Source organism: Yersinia sp. 2540 StPb PI (assembly GCF_052217165.1).
Taxonomy (GTDB): Bacteria; Pseudomonadota; Gammaproteobacteria; order Enterobacterales; family Enterobacteriaceae; genus Yersinia; species Yersinia enterocolitica_E.
Map to the genome: position 1 here is coordinate 1,353,969 of NZ_JAZGQC010000001.1, position 22,505 is coordinate 1,376,473.

The window sequence follows — 22,505 nt, forward strand, 5'->3', positions numbered from 1 at the left end:
AAAGGAATGAGTCGCCACCATGACGCCTAGCAGCCAAGGTAACGGATGAAAGCAACGCGCCCCGGGAAGTTAAAGCGCCAGGAAGAACAAGCCAGCTTTATTAGCTGGCGTTTTGCGTTGCTGTGCGGCTGTATTTTACTGGCATTGGTCGGTTTGATGTTACGTACGGCATACCTGCAAGTGATTAACCCTGACAGACTGGTGCGTGAGGGTGATATGCGCTCGTTGCGGGTACAGGAAGTGCCAACAGCCCGTGGCATGATCAGTGACCGTTCAGGCCGCCCGTTGGCGGTTAGCGTACCGGTTAATGCGGTTTGGGCAGATCCGAAAGAGCTGACCGAGCGCGGGGGTATTACGTTAGATACTCGCTGGAAAGCGCTATCGGATGCACTGGAAATCCCACTGGATCAATTGGCGGCCCGAATTAATGCTAACCCGAAGGGACGTTTCGTTTATCTGGCGCGTCAGGTTAATCCTGCGATTGGCGACTATATCCATAAACTGAAACTCCCCGGTATCTATTTGCGCCAGGAATCACGCCGTTACTATCCGGCAGGCCAAGTGATGGCACACATTATCGGTGTGACCAACATCGATAGCCAAGGTATTGAAGGGGTTGAGAAAAGTTTTGACCGTTGGCTTACCGGGCAACCGGGTGAGCGTACGGTACGTAAAGACCGCTATGGCCGTGTCATTGAGGATATCTCTTCTGTCGATAGTCAGGCAGCACATAATCTGGTGTTGAGTGTTGATGAGCGTTTACAGGCGCTGGTGTATCGCGAATTGAACAATGCGGTGGCATTCAACAAAGCAGAATCAGGCACTGCGGTGCTGGTAGATGTGAGTACCGGCGAAGTATTAGCAATGGCGAATAGCCCGTCTTATAACCCGAATAACCTGACCGGAACGCCGAAAGATGCCATGCGTAACCGGGCGATAACCGATATTTTTGAACCCGGCTCCACAGTGAAGCCCATGGTAGTGATGACGGCATTGCAGCATGGCGTTGTGAAAGAAAACAGCGTGCTGAACACCTTGCCGTACTTTGTTAACGGTCACCAGATTAAAGACGTGGCCCGTTATGCAGAACTATCTGTGACCGGGATCTTGCAGAAGTCGAGTAACGTCGGCGTTTCTAAGCTGGCGTTAGCGATGCCATCCTCAGCGTTAGTAGATACTTACTCACGGTTTGGGTTTGGGAAAGCGACCAATTTGGGGTTGGTCGGAGAAAGCAGTGGCTTATATCCTAAAAAACAACGGTGGTCTGACATAGAGAGGGCCACCTTCTCTTTCGGCTACGGGCTAATGGTAACACCGTTACAACTAGCGCGAGTCTATGCAACCATCGGCAGCATGGGGATTTATCGCCCGCTGTCGATCACTAAAGTTGACCCGCCAGTGGCCGGTGAACGCGTTTTCCCTGAACCGCTGGTTCGTACCGTGGTTCATATGATGGAAAGCGTGGCATTACCTGGCGGCGGGGGCACCAAAGCCGCCATTAAAGGCTACCGTATTGCCATTAAAACCGGTACCGCCAAGAAAGTTGGCCCGGACGGTAAATATATGGACCGATACCTCGCTTACACCGCCGGCGTAGCGCCCGCGAGTAACCCTCGATTTGCTCTGGTTGTGGTCATCAATGACCCGCAGGCAGGGAAATATTACGGTGGTGCGGTTTCTGCACCGGTGTTCGGTGCCATCATGGGCGGCGTCCTGCGTACCATGAACATTGAGCCAGATGCGTTACCCACCGGTGATAAAAGCGAATTAGTGATTAATACAAAAGAGGGTTCAGGTGGCAGATCGTAACTTGCGCGACTTACTCGCTCCTTGGGGGCTAGACGTCCCGGAGCGTGCGCTACGGGAAATGACATTAGACAGCCGTGTTGCCGCTGCCGGGGATTTGTTTGTCGCCATTGTCGGCCATCAGACGGACGGGCGTCGCTATATCCCGCAAGCCATTGCACAAGGTGTTGCGGCAGTGGTCGCTGAAGCCGATGGTGTAGCGCCGGATGCCAGTGTGGTAGAGATGCACGGCATTCCTGTTATTTATTTGCGTAATTTGAATCAACATTTATCCAAGCTGGCGGGGCAATTCTACCATCAGCCGGGTACAGCATTACGTTTGGTCGGTGTGACGGGGACCAACGGCAAAACCACCACCACCCAACTGCTGGCACAATGGAGTCAGGCACTGGGGGAAACCAGCGCGGTAATGGGTACGGTTGGCAATGGTCTGTTAGGGCAAGTGATTCCGACGGAAAATACCACCGGTTCAGCGGTTGATATTCAACATTTACTGCGCAATTTGGTTGAGCAAGGGGCTACTTTTGCGGCGATGGAAGTTTCTTCCCACGGTTTGATTCAGAACCGCGTAGCCGCACTGCCGTTTGCAGCAGCAGTGTTTACTAACTTAAGCCGCGATCATCTGGATTATCACGGTAATATGGCGAGTTATGAGGCGGCAAAATGGTTGCTGTTCTCCACCCATCAATCCGAACATAAAATTATCAATGCTGATGACGAAGTTGGTCGCCGCTGGTTAGGGCAGTTGCCGCAAGCTGTTGCTGTCAGCATGGAAGACAAAGTTCCTACGGGCTGGAATGGCCCGTGGTTATCGGCGAGTAACGTTCATTATCACGATAACGGTGCCAGCATCACTTTTGACTCAAGCTGGGGCGAAGGCCAATTAGAAAGCCGTCTGATGGGGGCGTTTAACGTCAGTAATCTGCTGGTGGCACTGTCAACCCTCCTTTCTCTGGGGTATCCGTTAGCACAATTATTAGCAACCGCACCAAGCCTGCAACCGGTGTGCGGGCGTATGGAAGTGTTTAACGCGCCCGGTAAGCCGACGGTGGTGGTGGATTATGCCCACACCCCGGATGCCTTGGAAAAAGCCCTGGCTGCGGCCCGCTTACACTGTAAAGGCCAGTTGTGGTGTGTGTTTGGTTGCGGTGGTGATCGTGACAAGGGTAAGCGCCCACTTATGGGCGGTATCGCAGAACAACTGGCGGATCGGGTGGTCGTCACCGACGATAACCCGCGCAGTGAAGAGCCGCAGGCTATCGTGGCGGATATTCTCAGTGGCTTGCTGGATGCCGGACATGCATTGGCAATTCATGGTCGTGCTGAAGCGGTGACCAGTGCCATTATGCAAGCCAAAGAAGAAGATGTCGTGCTGGTGGCGGGTAAAGGACATGAAGATTATCAATTAGTGGGTAATCGCCGCCTGGATTATTCAGACAGAGTTACCGTCGCCCGTTTATTGGGGGTGATGGCATGATTAAGGTCTCACTGCATTTCCTGTCTACGCTGCTTAATGCTGAATATATTGGCAGTGAAAACGTCGACATCACCGAAGTGACCATTGATACCCGTAAGATCACACCGGGGTGTTTGTTCGTGGCGCTGAAAGGCGAGCGTTTTGATGGGCATGATTTTGCAGAAGATGCTGTTGCCGCAGGTGCAGGCGCTTTGCTGGTAAGTAAACGCTTACTTGTGGGGGCACCTCAGTTAGTGGTCAAAGACACGCGTCTGGCACTGGGGCAATTTGCTGCGTGGGTGCGTGAACAAGTGCCTGCTCGGGTGGTGGCTTTAACCGGCTCATCCGGTAAAACCTCGGTAAAAGAAATGGTTGCCGCCATTTTGCGTCAATGCGGCAATGTGCTGTATACCGCCGGTAACTTCAATAACGATATTGGGGTGCCACTGACTTTACTGCGTTTGACGCCTGAACATGATTTTGCCGTGATTGAGCTGGGTGCTAATCATGTGGGCGAAATCGCCTACACCACGGATTTAAGCCGCCCTGAAAGTGCTTTGGTTAATAATTTAGCGGCCGCTCATCTGGAAGGTTTTGGTTCACTGGCAGGGGTGGCGAAGGCTAAAGGTGAAATTTTTGCCGGGTTGCCTGCTAACGGGACGGCAATTATTAATGCTGATAGCAATGACTGGCCGCATTGGCAGGAAATGCTGCACAACAAGCGTGTTTGGTATTTTTCACCTCGCGGCGCAGAAGATATCGATTTCCATGCCAGTGATGTGCGTATTACACCACAGGCGACACATTTCACCCTGCATTCGCCATTTGGCACCATAGCCATCGAATTGCCACTGCCGGGGCGACACAATATTGCTAACGCCTTGGCTGCAACGGCGTTAGCCATGTCGGTTGGCGCTGATTTAGCTGCCGTCCGCCAAGGGCTGGCACAATTACAAGCTGTACCGGGCCGTTTATTCCCGATTCAATTATCGGCAGGTAAATTGCTGCTCGATGACTCCTACAACGCCAATGTCGGCTCTATGACTGCCGCGGCCCAAGTGTTGGCAGAAATGCCCGGTTACCGCGTGCTGGTGGTGGGGGATATGGCCGAATTGGGTGATACCGCCGTAGATTGTCATCGCCAGGTGGGTGAGGCGGCCAGGCAGGCGGGAGTGGATAAAGTGCTGAGTGTTGGCACATTGAGTCAAACACTGAGTGATGCGAGCGGCAACGGCGAACATTTTCAGGATAAGAACACATTAGCAGCCCGTGTGAGTGAATTGCTGCTCGAACATCCGGTTATCACCGTCTTAATTAAAGGTTCACGTAGCGCCGCCATGGAAAATGTTGTGCGTGCGTTACAGGAGAATGCATCATGTTAGTTTGGTTGGCTGAATACTTAGTAAAATTTTACTCGGGCTTTAACGTCTTTTCCTATTTGACGTTCCGAGCCATTGTCAGTCTGTTGACGGCACTGTTTATTTCTTTGTGGATGGGGCCGCACCTGATTGCTTATTTGCAGAAATTGCAGATTGGTCAGGTAGTACGTAACGATGGGCCAGAGTCACACTTCAGTAAACGCGGCACGCCGACCATGGGCGGCCTGATGATTCTGTTCTCTATCACCATTTCAGTGCTGATGTGGGCTTACCCCTCCAATCCGTATGTCTGGTGTGTACTATTCATTCTTATCGGTTATGGCATCGTCGGTTTTATCGATGATTATCGCAAAGTAGTGCGTAAAAACACCAAAGGGTTGATCGCCCGCTGGAAGTATTTCTGGCAGTCAGTGATTGCACTGGCGGCAGCATTCGCCATGTACAGCATCGGTAAAGACACCGCGGCTACCGAGCTGGTGGTGCCATTTTTCAAAGACGTCATGCCGCAACTGGGTTTGATGTATATCTTGCTGGCTTACTTTGTGATTGTCGGTACCAGTAACGCGGTGAACCTGACTGACGGATTAGATGGTTTGGCCATTATGCCGACCGTGTTCGTCGCCGGTGGTTTTGCCTTGGTTGCCTGGGCGACCGGTAACGTGAATTTCGCCGCATACCTGCACATTCCTTATCTGCGCCATGCCGGTGAACTGGTGATTGTCTGTACCGCGATTGTGGGGGCTGGGCTGGGCTTCTTATGGTTTAACACCTATCCGGCACAGGTCTTTATGGGGGATGTCGGCTCGTTGGCCTTGGGTGGTGCGTTAGGCACTATCGCGGTATTACTGCGCCAAGAGTTCTTATTAGTGATTATGGGCGGGGTATTCGTGGTTGAAACGCTGTCGGTAATCCTACAGGTAGGTTCCTTTAAGTTGCGTGGGCAGCGTATTTTCCGCATGGCCCCGATTCATCATCACTACGAACTTAAAGGCTGGCCAGAACCACGGGTTATCGTGCGTTTCTGGATTATTTCGCTGATGCTGGTGCTGATTGGCCTGGCGACGCTGAAGGTGCGGTAATTATGGCTGATTATCAGGGTAAAAAAGTAGTCATTATCGGGCTGGGGCTAACCGGCCTTTCCTGCGTTGATTTCTTTATGGCGCGCGGGGTTACGCCGCGTGTGATGGATACCCGTATTAATCCGCCAGGCCTGGATAAATTGCCTGAAAGCGTTGAGCGCCATGTCGGCGACCTTCATCAGCAGTGGTTATTAGATGCAGATTTGATTGTGGCCAGCCCAGGCATCGCGCTGGCACATCCTGCCTTGAGTGACGCCGCTGAGGCGGGTGTCGAGATTGTCGGCGATATCGAGCTGTTCTGCCGTGAGAATCAGGCGCCAGTAGTAGCGATTACCGGCTCTAACGGTAAAAGTACCGTGACCACGCTGGTGGGCGAGATGGCTAAAGCGGCGGGCTGGCAGGTTGGCGTCGGTGGCAATATCGGTGTTCCGGCTCTTACGCTATTGAAACAAGAAAACCAGTTGGTGGTATTAGAGCTATCGAGCTTCCAGTTGGAAACTACCTCAAGCTTGCATGCCAGTGCGGCCACCATCTTGAACGTAACAGAAGATCATACCGACCGTTATCCGTTCGGTTTGCAGCAATATCGCGCAGCTAAACTGCGAGTCTATGAAAACGCTAAAGTTTGTGTGGTGAATGCCGATGACGCGCTTACCATGCCGGTGCGTGGCGCTGATAGCCGCTGTATCAGCTTTGGTGTGGATGTGGGTGACTACCACCTGAATAAGCAGCAGGGGGAAATCTGGCTGCGGGTTCGGGGTGAGAAAGTGTTGAATACCCGTGAAATGAAATTGACCGGTCGCCATAACTATACCAATGCGTTGGCAGCACTGGCGCTGGCTGATGCTGTGGGGATTCCCCGCTCGTCAAGTTTGAAAGCATTGACCACCTTTACCGGTTTATCACACCGTTTCCAACTGGTGTTTGAGCACAATGGCGTGCGTTGGATTAATGACTCTAAAGCCACCAATGTTGGCAGTACGGAAGCAGCGTTGGATGGCTTGCAGGTTGACGGCACCTTGCATTTATTGTTGGGCGGCGACGGTAAATCCGCTGATTTCTCTGGGTTGACGCGTTTTCTGCAAGGCGACCATATCAAAATTTACTGCTTTGGCCGTGATGGTGAGCAACTGGCTGAATTACGCTCTGAGGTCTCTCAGCTTACCGAGACGATGGAACAGGCCATGGTACTGCTGGCGCAGAGACTGGCACCGGGAGATATGGTGTTGCTGTCTCCTGCTTGCGCCAGTTTGGACCAATTCCGCAGTTTTGAACAACGTGGTGATGAGTTTGCTCGCCTGGCAGAGGAGTTGGGCTGATGCGCATGCCGGGGCTGGGGCTGTTTAATACCGTAAAACATTTTGTGATGGGATCGCGCGAAAGCGACACCACCAGCATGGTGCTTTACGACAGAACCTTGCTGTGGCTGACATTCGGTTTGGCGATTATCGGCTTTGTGATGGTGACATCGGCATCAATGCCGATTGGTCAGCGTCTGGCCAGTGATCCCTTCTTATTTGCCAAACGTGATGCTCTCTATCTGGCGCTGGCATTGGGTTTGTCGCTGGTGACATTACGTATCCCGATGGCGGTCTGGCAGCGCTATAGCAATATCATGTTACTGATTTCGATAGTAATGTTGCTGGTGGTGTTGGTGGTGGGTAGCTCGGTAAACGGGGCATCACGCTGGATTTCATTGGGGCCGCTGCGTATTCAGCCAGCGGAATTATCCAAGCTGTCACTGTTTTGTTATCTGGCCAGCTATCTGGTGCGTAAGGTTGAAGAGGTTCGCAGTAATTTCTGGGGCTTCTGTAAACCGATGGGGGTCATGGTTATTCTGGCGGTGTTACTGCTGGCACAGCCTGATCTAGGCACGGTGGTGGTGCTGTTTATTACCACGCTGGCGATGCTGTTTCTAGCTGGCGCGAAAATGTGGCAGTTTTTGGCGATTATCGGCTCTGGTGTGTTTGCGGTTTGTCTGCTGATTGTTGCTGAACCCTACCGTATGCGCCGTGTGACATCCTTCTGGAATCCATGGGCGGATCCGTTCGGTAGTGGTTATCAGTTAACCCAGTCGCTGATGGCTTTTGGCCGTGGTGAATTCTGGGGGCAAGGCTTAGGTAACTCAGTGCAGAAACTGGAGTATTTACCGGAAGCGCATACCGACTTTATTTTCTCGATTTTAGGCGAGGAACTGGGGTATTTCGGTGTGGTTCTGGCACTGTTAATGGTATTCTTCGTCGCTTTTCGTGCTATGTCCATCGGCCGTCGCGCGTTGGAGATAGATCAGCGATTTTCTGGCTTTTTGGCTTGCTCAATCGGCGTCTGGTTCAGTTTTCAGGCTCTGGTTAACGTTGGGGCTGCTGCCGGAATGTTGCCGACCAAAGGGTTGACCTTACCACTGATCAGTTACGGTGGTTCGAGCTTGATTATTATGTCAACGGCAATTGTGCTGTTGCTACGCATTGATTTTGAAACACGTCTGGCAAAAGCCCAGGCGTTTGTAAGGAGTGCCCGATGAGTGGCAAGACCAAGCGTTTAATGGTGATGGCTGGTGGCACCGGGGGGCATGTCTTCCCCGGATTGGCCGTGGCACATCATCTGATGGCGCAAGGCTGGCAGGTGCGTTGGCTCGGCACCGCAGACCGAATGGAAGCGTCATTGGTACCCCAAAATGGCATTGAGATTGATTTCATCCAGATTTCTGGTTTACGCGGCAAGGGGCTAATGGCTCAACTGATGGCACCCGTGCGGATTTATCGTGCGGTGCGTCAGGCCAGGAAAATCATGCGTGACTACCAGCCGGACGTGGTGCTGGGCATGGGCGGTTATGTTTCCGGTCCCGGTGGTTTGGCGGCATGGCTGTGCGGTATTCCAGTAGTGTTGCATGAGCAAAATGGCATTGCCGGTTTGACTAATCGCTGGCTAGCCAGAATTGCCAAAAAAGTGTTACAGGCCTTCCCCGGCGCATTCCCAAATGCTGATGTGGTGGGCAATCCGGTTCGTACCGATGTTCTTGCGCTGCCATTGCCGGCGCAACGTTTGGTCGGCCGTGAAGGCCCGGTTCGTGTGTTGGTTATCGGTGGTAGCCAAGGTGCGCGGGTGCTAAATCAGACGATGCCGCAGGTTGCCGCACAGTTGGGTGAGAAAATCACGCTGTGGCATCAGGTAGGTAAAGGCGCATTGCCAGAAGTATTACAGGCATACCAGCAAGTCGGGCAGGGCGATGATAAGCATAAAATTACTGAGTTTATCGACGATATGGCAGCCGCTTATAGTTGGGCCGATGTGGTGGTGTGCCGTTCAGGTGCGCTGACGGTCAGTGAAATTGCCGCCGCAGGTTTACCGGCGATTTTTGTGCCGTTTCAGCATAAAGACCGGCAGCAGTATTGGAATGCACTGCCGCTGGAAAAGGCCGGTGCGGCCAAGATTATCGAGCAGCCGCAATTTAGCGCCGAGGCGGTCAGCAGCTTATTGGAACAGTGGGATCGAGCAACCTTACTAACTATGGCTGAACAGGCAAGGTCCGTGGCTATCCCGGATGCTACTGAGCGCGTAGCTGCTGAAGTGGTCGCGGCCAGTAAGTAATAGTAAAAACAGATAATGAACAGCAGGTAGTTAGGTTAATGCGGGCTGTGAATATGCAACAGACAAAAAAGTGAAGAGAAACGTGAATACACAACAACTGGCGAAACTACGAACTATCGTGCCCGAGATGCGTCGCGTCCGGCACATTCACTTTGTTGGCATCGGTGGTGCCGGCATGGGTGGTATCGCTGAAGTGTTGGCTAACGAAGGTTATCAGATTAGCGGTTCAGATTTGGCACCTAACCCGGTCACTCAGCATTTGGCCTCTTTGGGCGCACAAATCTATTTCCATCACCGTCCTGAAAACGTTCTGGACGCCAGTGTGGTCGTGGTTTCAACTGCAATCTCTGCGGATAATCCAGAGATAGTTGCGGCTCGCGAGGCGCGTATTCCGGTGATCCGCCGCGCAGAAATGCTGGCAGAGTTGATGCGTTTTCGTCATGGCATTGCGGTTGCAGGCACTCACGGCAAAACCACCACCACGGCGATGGTTTCCAGTATCTATGCTGAAGCCGGTCTGGATCCAACCTTTGTTAACGGCGGGTTGGTGAAAGCGGCAGGGACCCATGCTCGTCTTGGGTCCAGCCGTTACCTGATAGCAGAAGCCGATGAAAGTGATGCGTCATTTTTGCATCTGCAACCGATGGTGGCGATTGTCACGAATATCGAAGCCGACCATATGGATACTTATCAGGGCGACTTTGAGAACTTAAAACAGACGTTTATTAACTTTTTACACAACTTGCCATTCTATGGTCGTGCGGTGATGTGTATTGACGATCCGGTGGTGCGCGAGTTGCTACCACGGGTAGGCCGCCACATTACCACCTACGGTTTCAGTGATGATGCCGATGTGCAGATCGCCAGCTACCGGCAGGAAGGCCCACAGGGGCACTTCACGCTCAAACGCTTGGATAAGCCATTGATGACGGTGACCTTGAATGCACCGGGTCGTCATAACGCGCTGAATGCAGCGGCGGCGGTGGCCGTGGCGACAGAAGAAGGTATCGAAGACGAAGATATTCTGCGTGCGTTGGCAGGGTTCCAGGGGACTGGTCGCCGCTTTGATTTCCTCGGCAACTTCCCGCTGGCATCGGTCAATGGCAAAGAAGGCAGTGCGATGCTGGTTGATGACTACGGCCATCATCCAACTGAAGTGGATGCCACCATTAAAGCTGCGCGCGCGGGTTGGCCGGATAAGCGCATCGTGATGGTCTTCCAGCCGCACCGTTATACCCGTACCCGTGACCTGTACGACGACTTCGCCAATGTGTTATCGCAGGTTGATGTGCTACTGATGTTGGATGTGTACGCTGCCGGTGAACCGCCGATCCCAGGGGCTGATAGCCGCTCGTTGTGCCGCACCATCCGTAATCGTGGCAAGTTAGACCCAATTTTGGTTTCAGACAGTGAAACCGTACCTGAAATATTGGCGCAAGTGCTGAAAGGCGATGACCTGATTCTGGTTCAAGGCGCAGGTAACATTGGTAAAATTGCCCGTAAATTGGCTGAGCTTAAATTGCAGCCACAGATAAAAGATGAGGAACATCATGGCTGAGAAAGTCGCGGTACTGCTGGGTGGTACCTCCGCTGAACGTGAAGTGTCATTGCTATCAGGTCAGGCGGTATTAGCGGGCTTGAGAGAAGCAGGTATCGATGCCCATGGGATTGATACCCGAGACTTCCCAGTGACTCAGCTTAAAGAACAGGGCTTCGATAAGGTCTTTATCGCTTTACATGGCCGTGGTGGTGAAGATGGCACCTTGCAAGGGGTACTGGAATTCCTGCAACTGCCTTATACCGGCAGTGGTGTGATGGCGTCAGCCCTGACGATGGACAAATTACGCACCAAATTGGTGTGGCAGGCTTCAGATCTGCCGATTTCGCCTTATGTCGCGTTGAATCGTCAACAGTTTGAAACACTTTCGTCAGAGGAATTAGCAGCGGGTGTCGCTAAGCTTGGCCTGCCATTAATTGTTAAGCCAAGCCACGAAGGCTCCAGCGTTGGCATGAGTAAGGTTGATCACGTCGATCAATTGCAGAGTGCCTTGGTTGAAGCTTTCCGGCACGACAGTGATGTGCTAATAGAGCAATGGTTGAGTGGCCCGGAATACACCGTCGCGATCCTCGGTGATGATGTTTTACCGTCAATCCGTATTCAGGCGCCCGGCGTGTTCTATGATTATGAAGCCAAGTATCTGTCTGACGAAACACAATATTTTTGCCCAAGCGGTTTGAGCAATGAGTTGGAGCAACAATTGGCGACGCTGGCATTGCAGGCTTATCAGGCGCTGGGTTGCAGCGGTTGGGGCCGGGTGGATGTCATGCAAGACAGTGACGGCAGTTTTTACCTGCTTGAAGTGAACACTTCACCGGGTATGACTAGCCACAGTTTAGTGCCGATGGCAGCCCGCCAGTCAGGGTTGAGTTTCTCCCAACTGGTCGCTCGAATTTTGATGTTGGCTGACTGATATGTCGCAAGCTGCCCTGAATGCGCGTGAACGTGCGGCTGAAAACAGCGTGGCCCGACGCAGTAACGGAGGCCAACTAGCAGGTCTGATTTTCCTGCTAATGGTTCTGGGTACCATGCTCTGGGGTGGGTGGGTCGTAGTGGGGTGGATGAAAGATGCCAGCCGACTGCCACTGTCAAAACTGGTGGTGACCGGTGAGCGCCATTACACCACCAATGATGATATTCGCCAGGCAATTCTGGCATTAGGCGCACCGGGTACCTTTATGACGCAGGATGTGAACATCATCCAACAGCAGATTGAAAGGTTGCCTTGGATTCAGCAGGCCAGTGTGCGTAAACAGTGGCCGGATGAGCTGAAAATCCATCTGGTGGAGTATGTGCCTTTTGCTCGCTGGAATGATTTGCATATGGTTGATGAGCAAGGGCGGTCATTTAGTGTGCCGTCCGAGCGGGTCGGCACACAGAAATTGCCATTACTGTATGGCCCGGAAGGCAGTGAACAGGATGTTCTGGAAGGCTACCGGGCAATAAATAAGGTGTTAGCGGCCAATAAATATCAGCTAAAGATGGTGGCAATGAGCGCCAGACATTCTTGGCAGTTGGCCTTAGATAATGATGTTCGGCTGGAGCTGGGACGGGATGACCGGATGGGGCGTTTGCAACGTTTCATCGAGTTATATCCGATGTTGCAACAGCAGCCAGATAAACGAGTCAGTTATGTTGATTTGCGATATGAGACAGGGGCTGCAATAGGTTGGGCTCCGGTATTTATCGGCAGTCAGGGTGGTGAGCCACCAATAAATGGCCAGCAGAACAGTAATCCGCAACAGAATCAGGCACAGGCAAAACAACAATGATCAAGTCGACGGACAGAAAACTGGTAGTAGGTCTTGAGATCGGCACGGCAAAGGTCTCCGCATTGGTAGGGGAAGTTCTGCCCGATGGCATGGTCAATATTATTGGGGTCGGCAGTTGCCCATCCCGTGGCATGGATAAGGGTGGGGTTAATGATCTTGAATCGGTAGTGAAATGCGTGCAGCGCGCTATCGATCAGGCTGAGTTAATGGCGGATTGCCAAATTTCATCTGTTTATTTGGCGTTATCGGGTAAACATATCAGTTGCCAGAATGAAATAGGGATGGTTCCTATTTCAGAAGAAGAAGTAACTCAGGAAGATGTAGAGAACGTAGTGCATACCGCGAAGTCGGTGCGTGTGCGTGATGAGCATCGTATCCTGCACGTTATTCCACAGGAATATGCCATCGATTATCAGGAAGGCATCAAAAATCCTGTTGGTCTGTCTGGCGTGCGGATGCAGGCTAAAGTGCACCTGATTACCTGCCATAACGATATGGCGAAGAATATTGTTAAAGCGGTGGAACGTTGTGGTCTGAAAGTGGACCAACTGATTTTCGCCGGTTTGGCAGCAAGTTATGCAGTATTGACTGAAGATGAGCGTGAGCTGGGGGTCTGTGTCGTTGATATCGGCGGTGGCACCATGGATATGGCGGTTTATACCGGTGGCGCTTTACGGCACACCAAAGTTATCCCTTACGCCGGGAACGTGGTCACCAGCGACATAGCTTATGCTTTTGGTACGCCGCCTACAGATGCGGAAGCGATTAAAGTTCGGCACGGCTGTGCGCTCGGGTCGATAGTCAGCAAGGACGAAAGTGTAGAAGTGCCAAGTGTTGGCGGACGCCCTCCCCGTAGTCTGCAAAGACAGACGCTCGCTGAGGTTATAGAACCACGCTACACCGAGTTGCTGAATTTAGTTAATGACGAGATTTTACAATTGCAGGAGCAGTTGCGTCAGCAAGGCGTGAAGCATCATCTGGCAGCCGGTATCGTGCTGACTGGCGGTGCTGCACAAATTGATGGGCTGGCTGAATGCGCACAACGGGTGTTCCATGCCCAGGTTCGTATCGGTCAACCGCTCAATATCACCGGGCTGACGGATTATGCACAGGAACCTTATTACTCCACTGCTGTTGGGTTATTGCATTACGGTAAAGAATCTCATCTCAGTGGTGAGTCAGAAGTAGAAAAACGTGCCTCAGTGGGCAATTGGTTTAAACGTATCAATAGCTGGCTGAGAAAAGAGTTTTAATGTTTCAACAAAGAGATCATGCTGAACATATTTTTTGATCTCGAAGCGACAGGCACAAAACGGAGAGAAACTATGTTTGAACCTATGGAACTAACCAATGACGCGGTGATTAAAGTCATCGGCGTCGGTGGTGGCGGTGGTAATGCCGTCGAACACATGGTGCGCGAGCGCATCGAAGGTGTTGAATTCTTCGCCGTTAATACAGACGCTCAGGCGCTACGTAAGACGGCTGTTGGCCAAACCATCCAAATTGGTAGCGGTATTACCAAAGGGTTGGGTGCTGGCGCGAACCCAGAAGTGGGTCGTAATTCAGCCGAAGAAGACCGTGAAGCTCTGCGTGCAGCTCTTGAAGGCGCGGACATGGTCTTTATCGCCGCAGGTATGGGCGGTGGTACCGGTACTGGTGCTGCTCCTGTTGTTGCCGAAGTGGCAAAAGAACTGGGTATTCTGACAGTCGCCGTGGTTACCAAGCCTTTCAACTTCGAAGGCAAGAAACGCATGGCATTTGCTGAGCAGGGTATTGCTGAGTTGTCCAAGCATGTGGACTCACTGATCACTATCCCGAATGACAAATTATTGAAAGTTCTGGGGCGTGGCATCTCTTTACTGGATGCTTTCGGTGCAGCGAACGACGTATTAAAAGGTGCTGTTCAGGGGATCGCCGAATTGATTACCCGCCCAGGCCTGATGAACGTTGACTTTGCCGACGTGCGCACCGTGATGTCCGAAATGGGTTATGCCATGATGGGCTCCGGTGTGGCTTGTGGTGAAGATCGTGCAGAAGAAGCCGCAGAAATGGCTATCTCCAGCCCGTTGCTGGAAGATATCGACCTGTCTGGTGCCCGTGGTGTATTGGTTAACATCACTGCTGGTTTCGATTTACGTTTGGATGAGTTCGAAACTGTGGGTAATACTATCCGTGCATTCGCGTCCGACAATGCCACCGTTGTTATCGGTACATCGTTAGACCCGGAAATGAACGACGAACTGCGCGTAACTGTTGTTGCGACCGGTATCGGCATGGATAAACGCCCAGAAATTACGCTGGTTACCAACAAGCAGACTCAGCCTGTTATGGACCATCGTTACCAGCAGCATGGCATGTCACCTTTACCTCAGGAAGTTAAACCTGCGGCTAAAGTGGTCAATGACCCTACTGCTCAAACCAATAAAGAGCCCGATTATTTGGATATCCCGGCATTTTTGCGTAAGCAAGCCGATTAATTTTCGAATATTTGGAATCTCCGCTCTTTGTGCTAAACTGTCCCACCGATCTTGTTATAAGCTTGGTCGGTAGGATGGATAACATTGCGAGATAAAACGATGATCAAACAAAGGACTTTAAAACGTATTGTTCAGGCGACTGGCGTCGGTTTGCACACCGGTAAGAAAGTCACGCTGACAATGCGACCCGCGCCGGCTAATACCGGGGTCATCTATCGTCGCACTGACTTGAATCCACCGGTTGATTTTCCGGCAGATGCAAAATCCGTGCGTGATACCATGCTCTGTACTTGCCTGGTCAATGAGCATGACGTGCGTATTTCTACTGTTGAGCATCTCAACGCTGCTTTGGCAGGGTTAGGGATTGATAACATTATTATTGAAGTTAACGCTCCCGAAGTGCCGATTATGGACGGTAGTGCCAGTCCATTCGTGTACTTGCTGCTGGATGCCGGTATCGAAGAGTTAAACTCTGCGAAGAAATTCCTGCGTCTGAAAGAGACTGTGCGGGTTGAAGACGGTGATAAATGGGCTGAATTGTCTCCATTCAATGGATTCCGTTTAGATTTTACCATTGATTTTAATCACCCGGCGATTGACTCAAGTACTCAGCGTTACCGTCTGGATTTCTCGGCCGATTCATTCGTCCGTCAAATCAGTCGTGCGCGTACTTTTGGTTTCATGCGTGATATCGAATATTTACAGTCCCGTGGTTTGTGCCTGGGCGGTAGTTTCGATTGTGCCATTGTGGTAGATGATTACCGCGTGCTTAACGAAGATGGCTTACGCTTTGAAGATGAGTTTGTTCGTCACAAAATGCTGGACGCGATTGGCGACCTGTTTATGTGTGGCCACAATATTATTGGCGCATTTACTGCGTTCAAATCCGGTCACGCCTTAAATAACAAGTTGTTGCAAGCTGTTTTAGCGAAGCAAGAAGCTTGGGAATTTGTGACGTTCCAAGATGAAGCCGAAATGCCACTGGCATTTAAAGCTCCGTCTACAGTATTAGCTTACTAAGTACTTTTGTACCCAAACTCATTGGCATTACAGCCAGCTAACATCGCTGTAAGTTCAAGTGTGAAGGGAAAAGCTACTTATCACTTTTGGTTGCGTTGGCACTCTCTCCGGCCAACGCAGCCAATCGTTCCAATATTATTCTAAGTTTTTCAGGGCTACGGCTCGCTAATCCTCTTAATTCCTTAGCACTTTCCAGACTTAAATGACGTAATGGCGGCGATTTCTCAGGATCTTGCGCCGATTTTGCCACATCTTGCGTAATGTTATGGCCCTTGGCCATTAACGACGGATTAATCCTGATGTCGATTGAAGACAATGATGGTAGAATTTGTGCTCGTAGTGCAGAGAGCAGAGCGGGTTGTTCATAACGTAAGCGCATTAACCAGCTAGCGTTCGCAGTCTCTAGCACTAAAACACTCTGTCGATAGTTAGCGACACGGCACCACGGCTGCATTTGTGAAGGGAGCAATCCTTTTACCGCACGGTTAAGTTTTAACAGTGCAGTAGCGCGTTGTTGTACGTTATGTAGCGGTCCGTTTTCTGCTGCAATGGCATCATCGAACAGAACATCTAATAATTGTGGGCGGTTTTCACGCATTGACAAGGCTCCGGCGGATTTTAAACTTGTGATCGGTATTCTAAATCGTTGGCGACAATTTGGTAGACGTTATTTCTGGCCGCATCTCTTGTTAGGGATGGTAGCGGCGAGTCTTGGCGTGCCATCAAACCTGTCTGGCGTTCCAGATCAAACTGCAATACCGAATACATCATCAAGCCAAAGCCGTCAGAATTACGGTGTGACAAACTTTAACAGTTTGGCATTGTTGCATGATATGCATCGCCGTCCTTCATTCAGCGTAGACTACTGGCAACAGCATGCACTGCGCACGGTTATTCGTCACCTCTCATTTGCGTTGGCACCTCAGGTCGCTTATGCGCGGGTGCAAGAAGTTACAGCAGTCGAGCAAGCTGAGCCATCACAAATTCAGCAGCTTGCACTGTTGGATACCCTCAATGCGCTACTGACACATGAGTTTAAGCCACCGGCTATCATTCGTTACACCGAGCAAGTTAAGCGGCCTATTCTTTCGTTACACAAACCCGGACTCTGGCTTGCACAAGTGCAAGGCATTCGTGCCGGGCCTACTATCCTATACCTTAAATAATTCGAGTTGCAGGAAGGCGGCAAGCGAAAGACAAATTGGTTGTAAACCATTTTGAACAGCGCTTGCGCTGGCCCGTAGGGTGAGCCTCTGATGTGGTTCATAATCTCGATGAGCTTACATAAGTAAGTGATTCGGGTGATTGAATGTAGCCAACGCACATGCAGCTTGAAGTATGACGGGTATAAGCTAATTATTCTCTTGGTTTACCTCAATTTTATACAACCTTTGGCCGCCGGTTTGGTGGTCTTGTAAGAGATATTAAGAATCATGCTAATCAAATTATTAACCAAAGTCTTTGGCAGCCGTAACGATCGAACTCTGCGCCGTATGCGCAAAGTAGTTGATCAAATCAGCCGTATGGAACCAGAAATTGAAAAACTGACCGATGCTGAGTTGCGTGCCAAAACAGATGAATTCCGCGAGCGTCTGGCAAAAGGCGCGGTGCTGGAAACCTTGATCCCTGAAGCTTTTGCGGTTGTTCGTGAATCAAGTAAACGCGTGTTTGGTATGCGTCACTTCGACGTGCAGTTGCTCGGCGGTATGGTATTGAATGAGCGTTGCATCGCAGAAATGCGTACCGGTGAAGGTAAAACGCTGACTGCAACGCTGCCAGCTTACCTGAATGCGTTGAGTGGCCGTGGTGTTCACGTGGTTACCGTCAATGACTATTTGGCTCAACGTGACGCCGAAAATAACCGCCCATTGTTCGAGTTCCTCGGTCTGAGCGTCGGTATCAACTTGCCGAATATGACAGCACCAGCCAAGCGTGCCGCTTATGCTGCTGACATCACTTATGGTACTAACAACGAATACGGTTTTGACTATCTGCGCGATAACATGGCTTTCAGCCCGGAAGAGCGTGTGCAGCGTAAATTGCATTATGCGCTGGTGGATGAGGTTGACTCCATCTTGATCGATGAGGCCCGTACCCCGCTGATTATCTCTGGTCCGGCGGAAGACAGTTCCGAGATGTATATTCGAGTTAACAAACTGATTCCAAAACTGATTCGTCAGGAAAAAGAAGACTCGGACACCTTCCAGGGTGAAGGCCACTTCTCGGTCGATGAAAAATCACGTCAGGTTCACTTAACTGAACGTGGCCTGATTCTGATTGAACAAATGTTAGTGGAAGCGGGCATCATGGAAGAAGGCGAGTCGCTGTACTCTCCAACCAACATTATGCTGATGCACCACGTCACGGCCGCGCTGCGCGCCCATGTGCTGTTTGCCCGTGATGTTGACTACATTGTGAAAGATGGTGAAGTTATCATCGTCGACGAACACACCGGCCGTACCATGCAAGGGCGCCGTTGGTCAGATGGCTTACATCAGGCTGTTGAAGCAAAAGAAGGCGTGGAAATCCAGAACGAAAACCAAACACTGGCTTCCATTACCTTCCAGAACTATTTCCGTCTTTATGAAAAACTGGCCGGGATGACCGGTACGGCGGATACCGAAGCGTTTGAATTTAGCTCAATCTACAAGCTCGATACCATTGTTGTACCCACTAACCGCCCAATGATTCGTAAGGATTTAGCTGATTTGGTCTATATGACTGAACAGGAAAAAATTGGTGCGATTATCGAAGATATCCGTGAGCGTACTGCGAACGGTCAGCCAGTATTGGTTGGTACTATCTCGATTGAGAAATCTGAAGTGGTATCTGCCGAATTGACCAAAGCTGGCATTGAGCACAAAGTTCTGAACGCCAAGTTCCATGCCATGGAAGCAGAGATAGTCTCTCAGGCGGGTCAACCAGGCGCGGTAACTATCGCTACCAACATGGCTGGTCGTGGTACCGATATCGTGTTGGGGGGGAGCTGGCAGAGTGAGATTGCTTTGCTGGAAGATCCGACTGAAGATCAAATTGCCGCCATTAAGGCCGCCTGGCAGATTCGCCATGATGCCGTGCTGGCATCTGGTGGTTTACACATTATTGGTACCGAGCGTCATGAGTCACGCCGTATTGATAACCAGTTACGTGGTCGTGCGGGCCGTCAGGGTGATGCCGGTTCTTCACGCTTCTACTTATCAATGGAAGATGCCTTGATGCGTATTTTTGCCTCTGACCGTGTGTCTGGCATGATGCGTAAATTGGGTATGAAACCGGGCGAAGCCATTGAGCATCCATGGGTGACGAAGGCCATTGCTAACGCACAGCGTAAAGTTGAAAGTCGTAACTTCGATATTCGTAAGCAACTGCTTGAATATGATGATGTGGCCAGTGACCAGCGTCGTGCCATCTACAGCCAGCGTAATGAACTGCTGGACGTATCTGATGTTAGCGAAACCATTAACAGCATCCGTGAAGATGTATTCAAAACAGTTATCGACAGCTACATTCCTACCCAGTCACTGGAAGAAATGTGGGATATTGAAGGCCTAGAACAGCGCCTGAAAAATGATTTCGACTTGGATATGCCAATTGCACAATGGTTGCAAGATGAGCCACAATTGCATGAAGAAACATTACGTGAACGCATTCTTCAGCAAGCGATTGAGGTATATCACCGCAAAGAAGAAGTTGTTGGCATCGATATGATGCGTAACTTCGAAAAAGGCGTGATGCTACAAACGCTCGACTCCTTGTGGAAAGAACACTTGGCTGCAATGGATTATCTGCGTCAGGGGATCCATCTACGTGGTTATGCGCAAAAAGATCCTAAACAGGAATATAAGCGTGAATCTTTCGCCATGTTCGCTGCCATGTTGGAATCACTAAAATATGAAGTGATCAGTGTGCTGAGCAAAGTACAAGTGCGGATGCCAGAAGAGGTAGAAGCGCTGGAAGTACAACGTCGTGAAGAAGCCGAGCGTTTGGCGAAACAGCAGCAACTAAGCCATCAGTCTGACAACAGTGCCTTGATGTCAAAGGATGAAGTCAATGTAGCCGCTAGCCTTGAGCGTAAAGTGGGTCGTAATGATCCGTGCCCATGTGGTTCAGGCAAAAAATACAAACAGTGTCACGGCAGCCTACAGTAATACTTTAGGCCATTGGTAATACTGAAAATGAGGGCGGCTTAAAAACCGCCCTTTATTTTGTCGTTCTTTTTAGGACAGATACCAAGAGGCCATATAACTTACTGTTTATGCTCTGATCAGGAGAAAGAGAATTGAAACATTTACAGATAGCGGTAGGGATTATCCGCAACCCCCAGCAGGAGATTTTTATTACTCAGCGCGCTGCTGATTCTCATATGGCGGGTTTTTGGGAGTTTCCCGGTGGCAAGGTTGAGCAGGGTGAAACAGCGGAGCTTGCTTTAAAACGTGAGTTGTCAGAAGAAGTAGGGATCGTGGTACAAGAGGCTGTTCTACTCAACGTCTTGGAGCATACTTTTACCGACCGTATCGTGACATTAAGTTTCTATATGGTTGAAGCGTGGGATGGTGAACCCTTTGGCCGCGAAGGGCAACCCATTCGCTGGGTAAGGCAATCCGAATTGGTTGCCGAGGAGTTTCCGCCAGCGAATGCCGCAATCATTGCATTACTCACCCGATAACTCCATGTTGCGCTTAATAAAATTGTAATTAATATAATGGGAAGGGAGCAAAATAGGGTTGCTCCCCAATGATATGCACATCAATGAGTTGGGGGTTCTTCCTCACTCCATTCATCACTGTCAGATAACTCGCCATGGCTTGAAATACGCTTTTCTTCGTCAGCCCACTCGCCTAGGTCGATCAGTTGACAGCGTTTGCAGCAGAAAGGGCGATATGGGCTTTGCTCTCCCCAGATAACGATTTTCCCACAGGTAGGGCAGTTAACTTCGATTTCTTCTAAGTCCATATTCTCTCCTTAAAAACCAACTGATTGATTGCCACATCAGCAGCAGGCTAATTCAAACGATAAACGGGCCGGAACAGTACCATTTTCACTGTCGAGCGGTAAAAAGCGAATAGCATACCGTGTTTTATGACCAGAAATTTGTGGGTATAGTTGTGGGTCTAATGGCAAGCGCAGCCGGAGTAGATCAGCACCTTCGGCATTATCTTGAAAGAAACCATTCAAGCTGATTTGTGCCCGTAACGGACCCGACTGACGAATTAAATCTAAAATGATGGTCAGAGACTGATTGAGTGGCGCTAAGCTTACCAGCAATTTATCAATATGTTGGTCACGCTGCTCCTGTGGCTGATGTAGCCAGGTATGTAACGTGGGTAAATCAAAGCTACAGTAGCCACCGGGAATGCTAAGGCGCTGGCGAACGACAGCGATTAAGCGGTCTTCTTTTAATGATTGTCCGATACGTGGTGCGGACATTAATACTGTGGCATGGTTTTTTAGTTTACTGCGCAAGGAGTCCACTCGCGACATATCCACACCGGGTATATCGGCCCATTGCTGTAACTTTTGTTGTTGGCGCTCAAGCTCTTTGAGCAAATCAGTGCGGACTTCGCCGCGATCCAAAACTTCAATCAAATCGCATGCGGCGCGGAAAAACGTTAATGCAGTGGCAATATTATCTAACGAACGTTGGCTTTCTAATTGTTGTAATAAAAATTCTATTCTCAGCCAGGTACGCATTTTTTCATTCAGCGGATGTTCAAAAAGTATTGTTGAGGTGAGGTCACTCATTGGTGTAGATCCTGTTGGGCCGCGGCTGCCAATATTAAATACTGTTGGTGTAATGAAGCAACTTGCGAGGCGATAATGGATGGATCGCCGCTATTGTCAATAATATCATCGGCACAGGCTAGCCGTTGTTGCCGCGAAACCTGTGACGCTAAAATATGTTCTGCCTGTTGGCGGGTAATACCATCTCTTGCCATCGTGCGCGTGAGTTGTATTTCAGGCGCTACATCTACCACTAACACACGATTAGCACGGTGCTGTAAACCATTTTCAAGCAACAAAGGAACAATCCAAAGTGCATATGGTTTATCAATATTCGCTAATTGGTGCTCAGTTTCTTGCTGAATAAGTGGATGCAACAGTGAATTTAACCATGCTTTTTCCTGTGGTTCACTGAAAATTTTTGCGCGTAATGCACTCCGGTTTAATGAACCATCTGCTTGCAAAATAGTGTCGCCATAGCGGGATGCGATAGCCGCTAATGCTGGCATACCCAGTTCAACAACCTGGCGAGCGATAATGTCAGCATCAACAAGGGGCACCCCAAAATCGGCGAATGCATCTGCTACGGTACTTTTGCCGCTGCCAATCCCGCCGGTGAGAGCCACAATATAGGTCATTACCTAGCCTT

At 50.5% G+C, this 22,505-nt stretch carries 20 protein-coding genes; 16 read left to right on the plus strand and 4 right to left on the minus strand.

Annotated features, from left to right (window positions below; translation table 11 throughout):
* The first annotated feature begins 45 nt into the window (after positions 1-45).
* From V1956_RS06030 to lpxC, 13 genes are all read left to right on the plus strand, one after another.
* Positions 46-1,809, plus strand: coding sequence for a peptidoglycan glycosyltransferase FtsI (locus V1956_RS06030; protein WP_083160533.1), 1,764 nt, complete (start codon positions 46-48; stop codon positions 1,807-1,809).
* A complete protein-coding gene (gene murE / locus V1956_RS06035) occupies positions 1,796-3,283 on the plus strand; it encodes a UDP-N-acetylmuramoyl-L-alanyl-D-glutamate--2,6-diaminopimelate ligase (RefSeq protein WP_372558002.1) in 1,488 nt (495 codons plus the stop codon). The genes V1956_RS06030 and murE overlap by 14 nt, the downstream gene beginning before the upstream one ends.
* Positions 3,280-4,644: a UDP-N-acetylmuramoyl-tripeptide--D-alanyl-D-alanine ligase gene (gene murF / locus V1956_RS06040; protein ID WP_442824911.1), complete on the plus strand. Its 1,365-nt coding sequence runs from the start codon at positions 3,280-3,282 to the stop codon at positions 4,642-4,644. The genes murE and murF overlap by 4 nt, the downstream gene beginning before the upstream one ends.
* Positions 4,638-5,720 (plus strand): phospho-N-acetylmuramoyl-pentapeptide-transferase, encoded by a 1,083-nt coding sequence (mraY, locus tag V1956_RS06045; protein ID WP_083160529.1) that lies wholly within the window; start codon positions 4,638-4,640, stop codon positions 5,718-5,720. The genes murF and mraY overlap by 7 nt, the downstream gene beginning before the upstream one ends.
* A 2-nt stretch (positions 5,721-5,722) precedes the next feature.
* Positions 5,723-7,039: a UDP-N-acetylmuramoyl-L-alanine--D-glutamate ligase gene (murD, locus tag V1956_RS06050; protein ID WP_420070980.1), complete on the plus strand. Its 1,317-nt coding sequence runs from the start codon at positions 5,723-5,725 to the stop codon at positions 7,037-7,039.
* Complete coding sequence (ftsW, locus tag V1956_RS06055) at positions 7,039-8,241, plus strand: cell division protein FtsW (protein WP_050086107.1); 1,203 nt, start codon at positions 7,039-7,041, stop codon at positions 8,239-8,241. The genes murD and ftsW overlap by 1 nt, the downstream gene beginning before the upstream one ends.
* Complete coding sequence (gene murG, locus V1956_RS06060; RefSeq protein WP_420070981.1) at positions 8,238-9,308, plus strand: undecaprenyldiphospho-muramoylpentapeptide beta-N-acetylglucosaminyltransferase; 1,071 nt, start codon at positions 8,238-8,240, stop codon at positions 9,306-9,308. Before ftsW ends, murG begins: the two co-directional genes overlap by 4 nt.
* Positions 9,309-9,390: 82 nt before the next feature.
* Positions 9,391-10,866 carry a UDP-N-acetylmuramate--L-alanine ligase gene (gene murC / locus V1956_RS06065; RefSeq protein ID WP_420070982.1) on the plus strand — a complete coding sequence of 492 codons (1,476 nt, stop codon included), beginning with the start codon at positions 9,391-9,393 and terminating at the stop codon, positions 10,864-10,866.
* Complete coding sequence (locus tag V1956_RS06070; protein ID WP_372558007.1) at positions 10,859-11,779, plus strand: D-alanine--D-alanine ligase; 921 nt, start codon at positions 10,859-10,861, stop codon at positions 11,777-11,779. Before murC ends, V1956_RS06070 begins: the two co-directional genes overlap by 8 nt.
* 1 nt (position 11,780) lies before the next feature.
* Positions 11,781-12,638, plus strand: coding sequence for a cell division protein FtsQ (gene ftsQ, locus V1956_RS06075; protein WP_083160517.1), 858 nt, complete (start codon positions 11,781-11,783; stop codon positions 12,636-12,638).
* On the plus strand, positions 12,635-13,891 hold the full coding sequence (ftsA, locus tag V1956_RS06080; RefSeq protein WP_002210431.1) for a cell division protein FtsA: 1,257 nt from the start codon (positions 12,635-12,637) through the stop codon (positions 13,889-13,891). Before ftsQ ends, ftsA begins: the two co-directional genes overlap by 4 nt.
* A 72-nt stretch (positions 13,892-13,963) precedes the next feature.
* The gene (ftsZ, locus tag V1956_RS06085; RefSeq protein WP_004389003.1) at positions 13,964-15,115 is read left to right on the plus strand and encodes a cell division protein FtsZ; all 1,152 of its coding nucleotides are present in this window, start codon (positions 13,964-13,966) and stop codon (positions 15,113-15,115) included.
* A gap of 99 nt (positions 15,116-15,214) precedes the next feature.
* Positions 15,215-16,135, plus strand: coding sequence for a UDP-3-O-acyl-N-acetylglucosamine deacetylase (gene lpxC / locus V1956_RS06090; RefSeq protein WP_005181431.1), 921 nt, complete (start codon positions 15,215-15,217; stop codon positions 16,133-16,135).
* A 73-nt stretch (positions 16,136-16,208) separates the two neighbouring features.
* Here the strand turns inward: lpxC and V1956_RS06095 are convergent, their stop codons facing one another.
* Positions 16,209-16,733 carry a DUF721 domain-containing protein gene (locus V1956_RS06095; RefSeq protein ID WP_193784725.1) on the minus strand — a complete coding sequence of 175 codons (525 nt, stop codon included), beginning with the start codon at positions 16,731-16,733 and terminating at the stop codon, positions 16,209-16,211.
* A gap of 28 nt (positions 16,734-16,761) precedes the next feature.
* Between V1956_RS06095 and secM the strand changes: the two genes are divergently transcribed.
* The 3 genes from secM to mutT all read left to right on the plus strand — a co-directional run bounded on the left by secM (position 16,762) and on the right by mutT (position 20,801).
* Positions 16,762-17,301: a secA translation cis-regulator SecM gene (gene secM / locus V1956_RS06100; RefSeq protein ID WP_420074533.1), complete on the plus strand. Its 540-nt coding sequence runs from the start codon at positions 16,762-16,764 to the stop codon at positions 17,299-17,301.
* 267 nt (positions 17,302-17,568) lie between these two features.
* Positions 17,569-20,283, plus strand: coding sequence for a preprotein translocase subunit SecA (secA, locus tag V1956_RS06105; RefSeq protein WP_372558009.1), 2,715 nt, complete (start codon positions 17,569-17,571; stop codon positions 20,281-20,283).
* A gap of 131 nt (positions 20,284-20,414) precedes the next feature.
* On the plus strand, positions 20,415-20,801 hold the full coding sequence (mutT, locus tag V1956_RS06110) for an 8-oxo-dGTP diphosphatase MutT (protein WP_372558010.1): 387 nt from the start codon (positions 20,415-20,417) through the stop codon (positions 20,799-20,801).
* An 80-nt stretch (positions 20,802-20,881) separates the two neighbouring features.
* On the opposite strand, the gene yacG is transcribed toward mutT, so the two are convergent.
* From yacG to coaE, 3 genes are read right to left on the minus strand one after another with little or no spacing between them, the layout of a single operon-like run.
* Entirely contained in the window at positions 20,882-21,088 is a 207-nt protein-coding gene (yacG, locus tag V1956_RS06115; RefSeq protein WP_050086102.1) for a DNA gyrase inhibitor YacG, read from the minus strand.
* A 36-nt stretch (positions 21,089-21,124) separates the two neighbouring features.
* Entirely contained in the window at positions 21,125-21,877 is a 753-nt protein-coding gene (zapD, locus tag V1956_RS06120) for a cell division protein ZapD (RefSeq protein WP_420074532.1), read from the minus strand.
* Complete coding sequence (coaE, locus tag V1956_RS06125; RefSeq protein WP_372558012.1) at positions 21,874-22,494, minus strand: dephospho-CoA kinase; 621 nt, start codon at positions 22,492-22,494, stop codon at positions 21,874-21,876. The genes zapD and coaE overlap by 4 nt, the downstream gene beginning before the upstream one ends.
* Between the last annotated feature and the right edge of the window lie 11 nt (positions 22,495-22,505).

Coding starts and splice junctions, on each gene's coding strand:
- murD (WP_420070980.1), top strand. CDS start 5,723: ATGGCTGATTATCAGGGTAAAAAAGTAGTCATTATCGGGCTGGGGCTA.
- ftsA (WP_002210431.1), top strand. CDS start 12,635: ATGATCAAGTCGACGGACAGAAAACTGGTAGTAGGTCTTGAGATCGGC.
- lpxC (WP_005181431.1), top strand. CDS start 15,215: ATGATCAAACAAAGGACTTTAAAACGTATTGTTCAGGCGACTGGCGTC.
- secA (WP_372558009.1), top strand. CDS start 17,569: ATGCTAATCAAATTATTAACCAAAGTCTTTGGCAGCCGTAACGATCGA.
- ftsQ (WP_083160517.1), top strand. CDS start 11,781: ATGTCGCAAGCTGCCCTGAATGCGCGTGAACGTGCGGCTGAAAACAGC.
- yacG (WP_050086102.1), bottom strand. CDS start 21,088: ATGGACTTAGAAGAAATCGAAGTTAACTGCCCTACCTGTGGGAAAATC.
- ftsZ (WP_004389003.1), top strand. CDS start 13,964: ATGTTTGAACCTATGGAACTAACCAATGACGCGGTGATTAAAGTCATC.
- zapD (WP_420074532.1), bottom strand. CDS start 21,877: ATGAGTGACCTCACCTCAACAATACTTTTTGAACATCCGCTGAATGAA.
- V1956_RS06030 (WP_083160533.1), top strand. CDS start 46: ATGAAAGCAACGCGCCCCGGGAAGTTAAAGCGCCAGGAAGAACAAGCC.
- V1956_RS06095 (WP_193784725.1), bottom strand. CDS start 16,733: ATGCGTGAAAACCGCCCACAATTATTAGATGTTCTGTTCGATGATGCC.
- mraY (WP_083160529.1), top strand. CDS start 4,638: ATGTTAGTTTGGTTGGCTGAATACTTAGTAAAATTTTACTCGGGCTTT.
- ftsW (WP_050086107.1), top strand. CDS start 7,039: ATGCGCATGCCGGGGCTGGGGCTGTTTAATACCGTAAAACATTTTGTG.
- murG (WP_420070981.1), top strand. CDS start 8,238: ATGAGTGGCAAGACCAAGCGTTTAATGGTGATGGCTGGTGGCACCGGG.
- V1956_RS06070 (WP_372558007.1), top strand. CDS start 10,859: ATGGCTGAGAAAGTCGCGGTACTGCTGGGTGGTACCTCCGCTGAACGT.
- murF (WP_442824911.1), top strand. CDS start 3,280: ATGATTAAGGTCTCACTGCATTTCCTGTCTACGCTGCTTAATGCTGAA.
- coaE (WP_372558012.1), bottom strand. CDS start 22,494: ATGACCTATATTGTGGCTCTCACCGGCGGGATTGGCAGCGGCAAAAGT.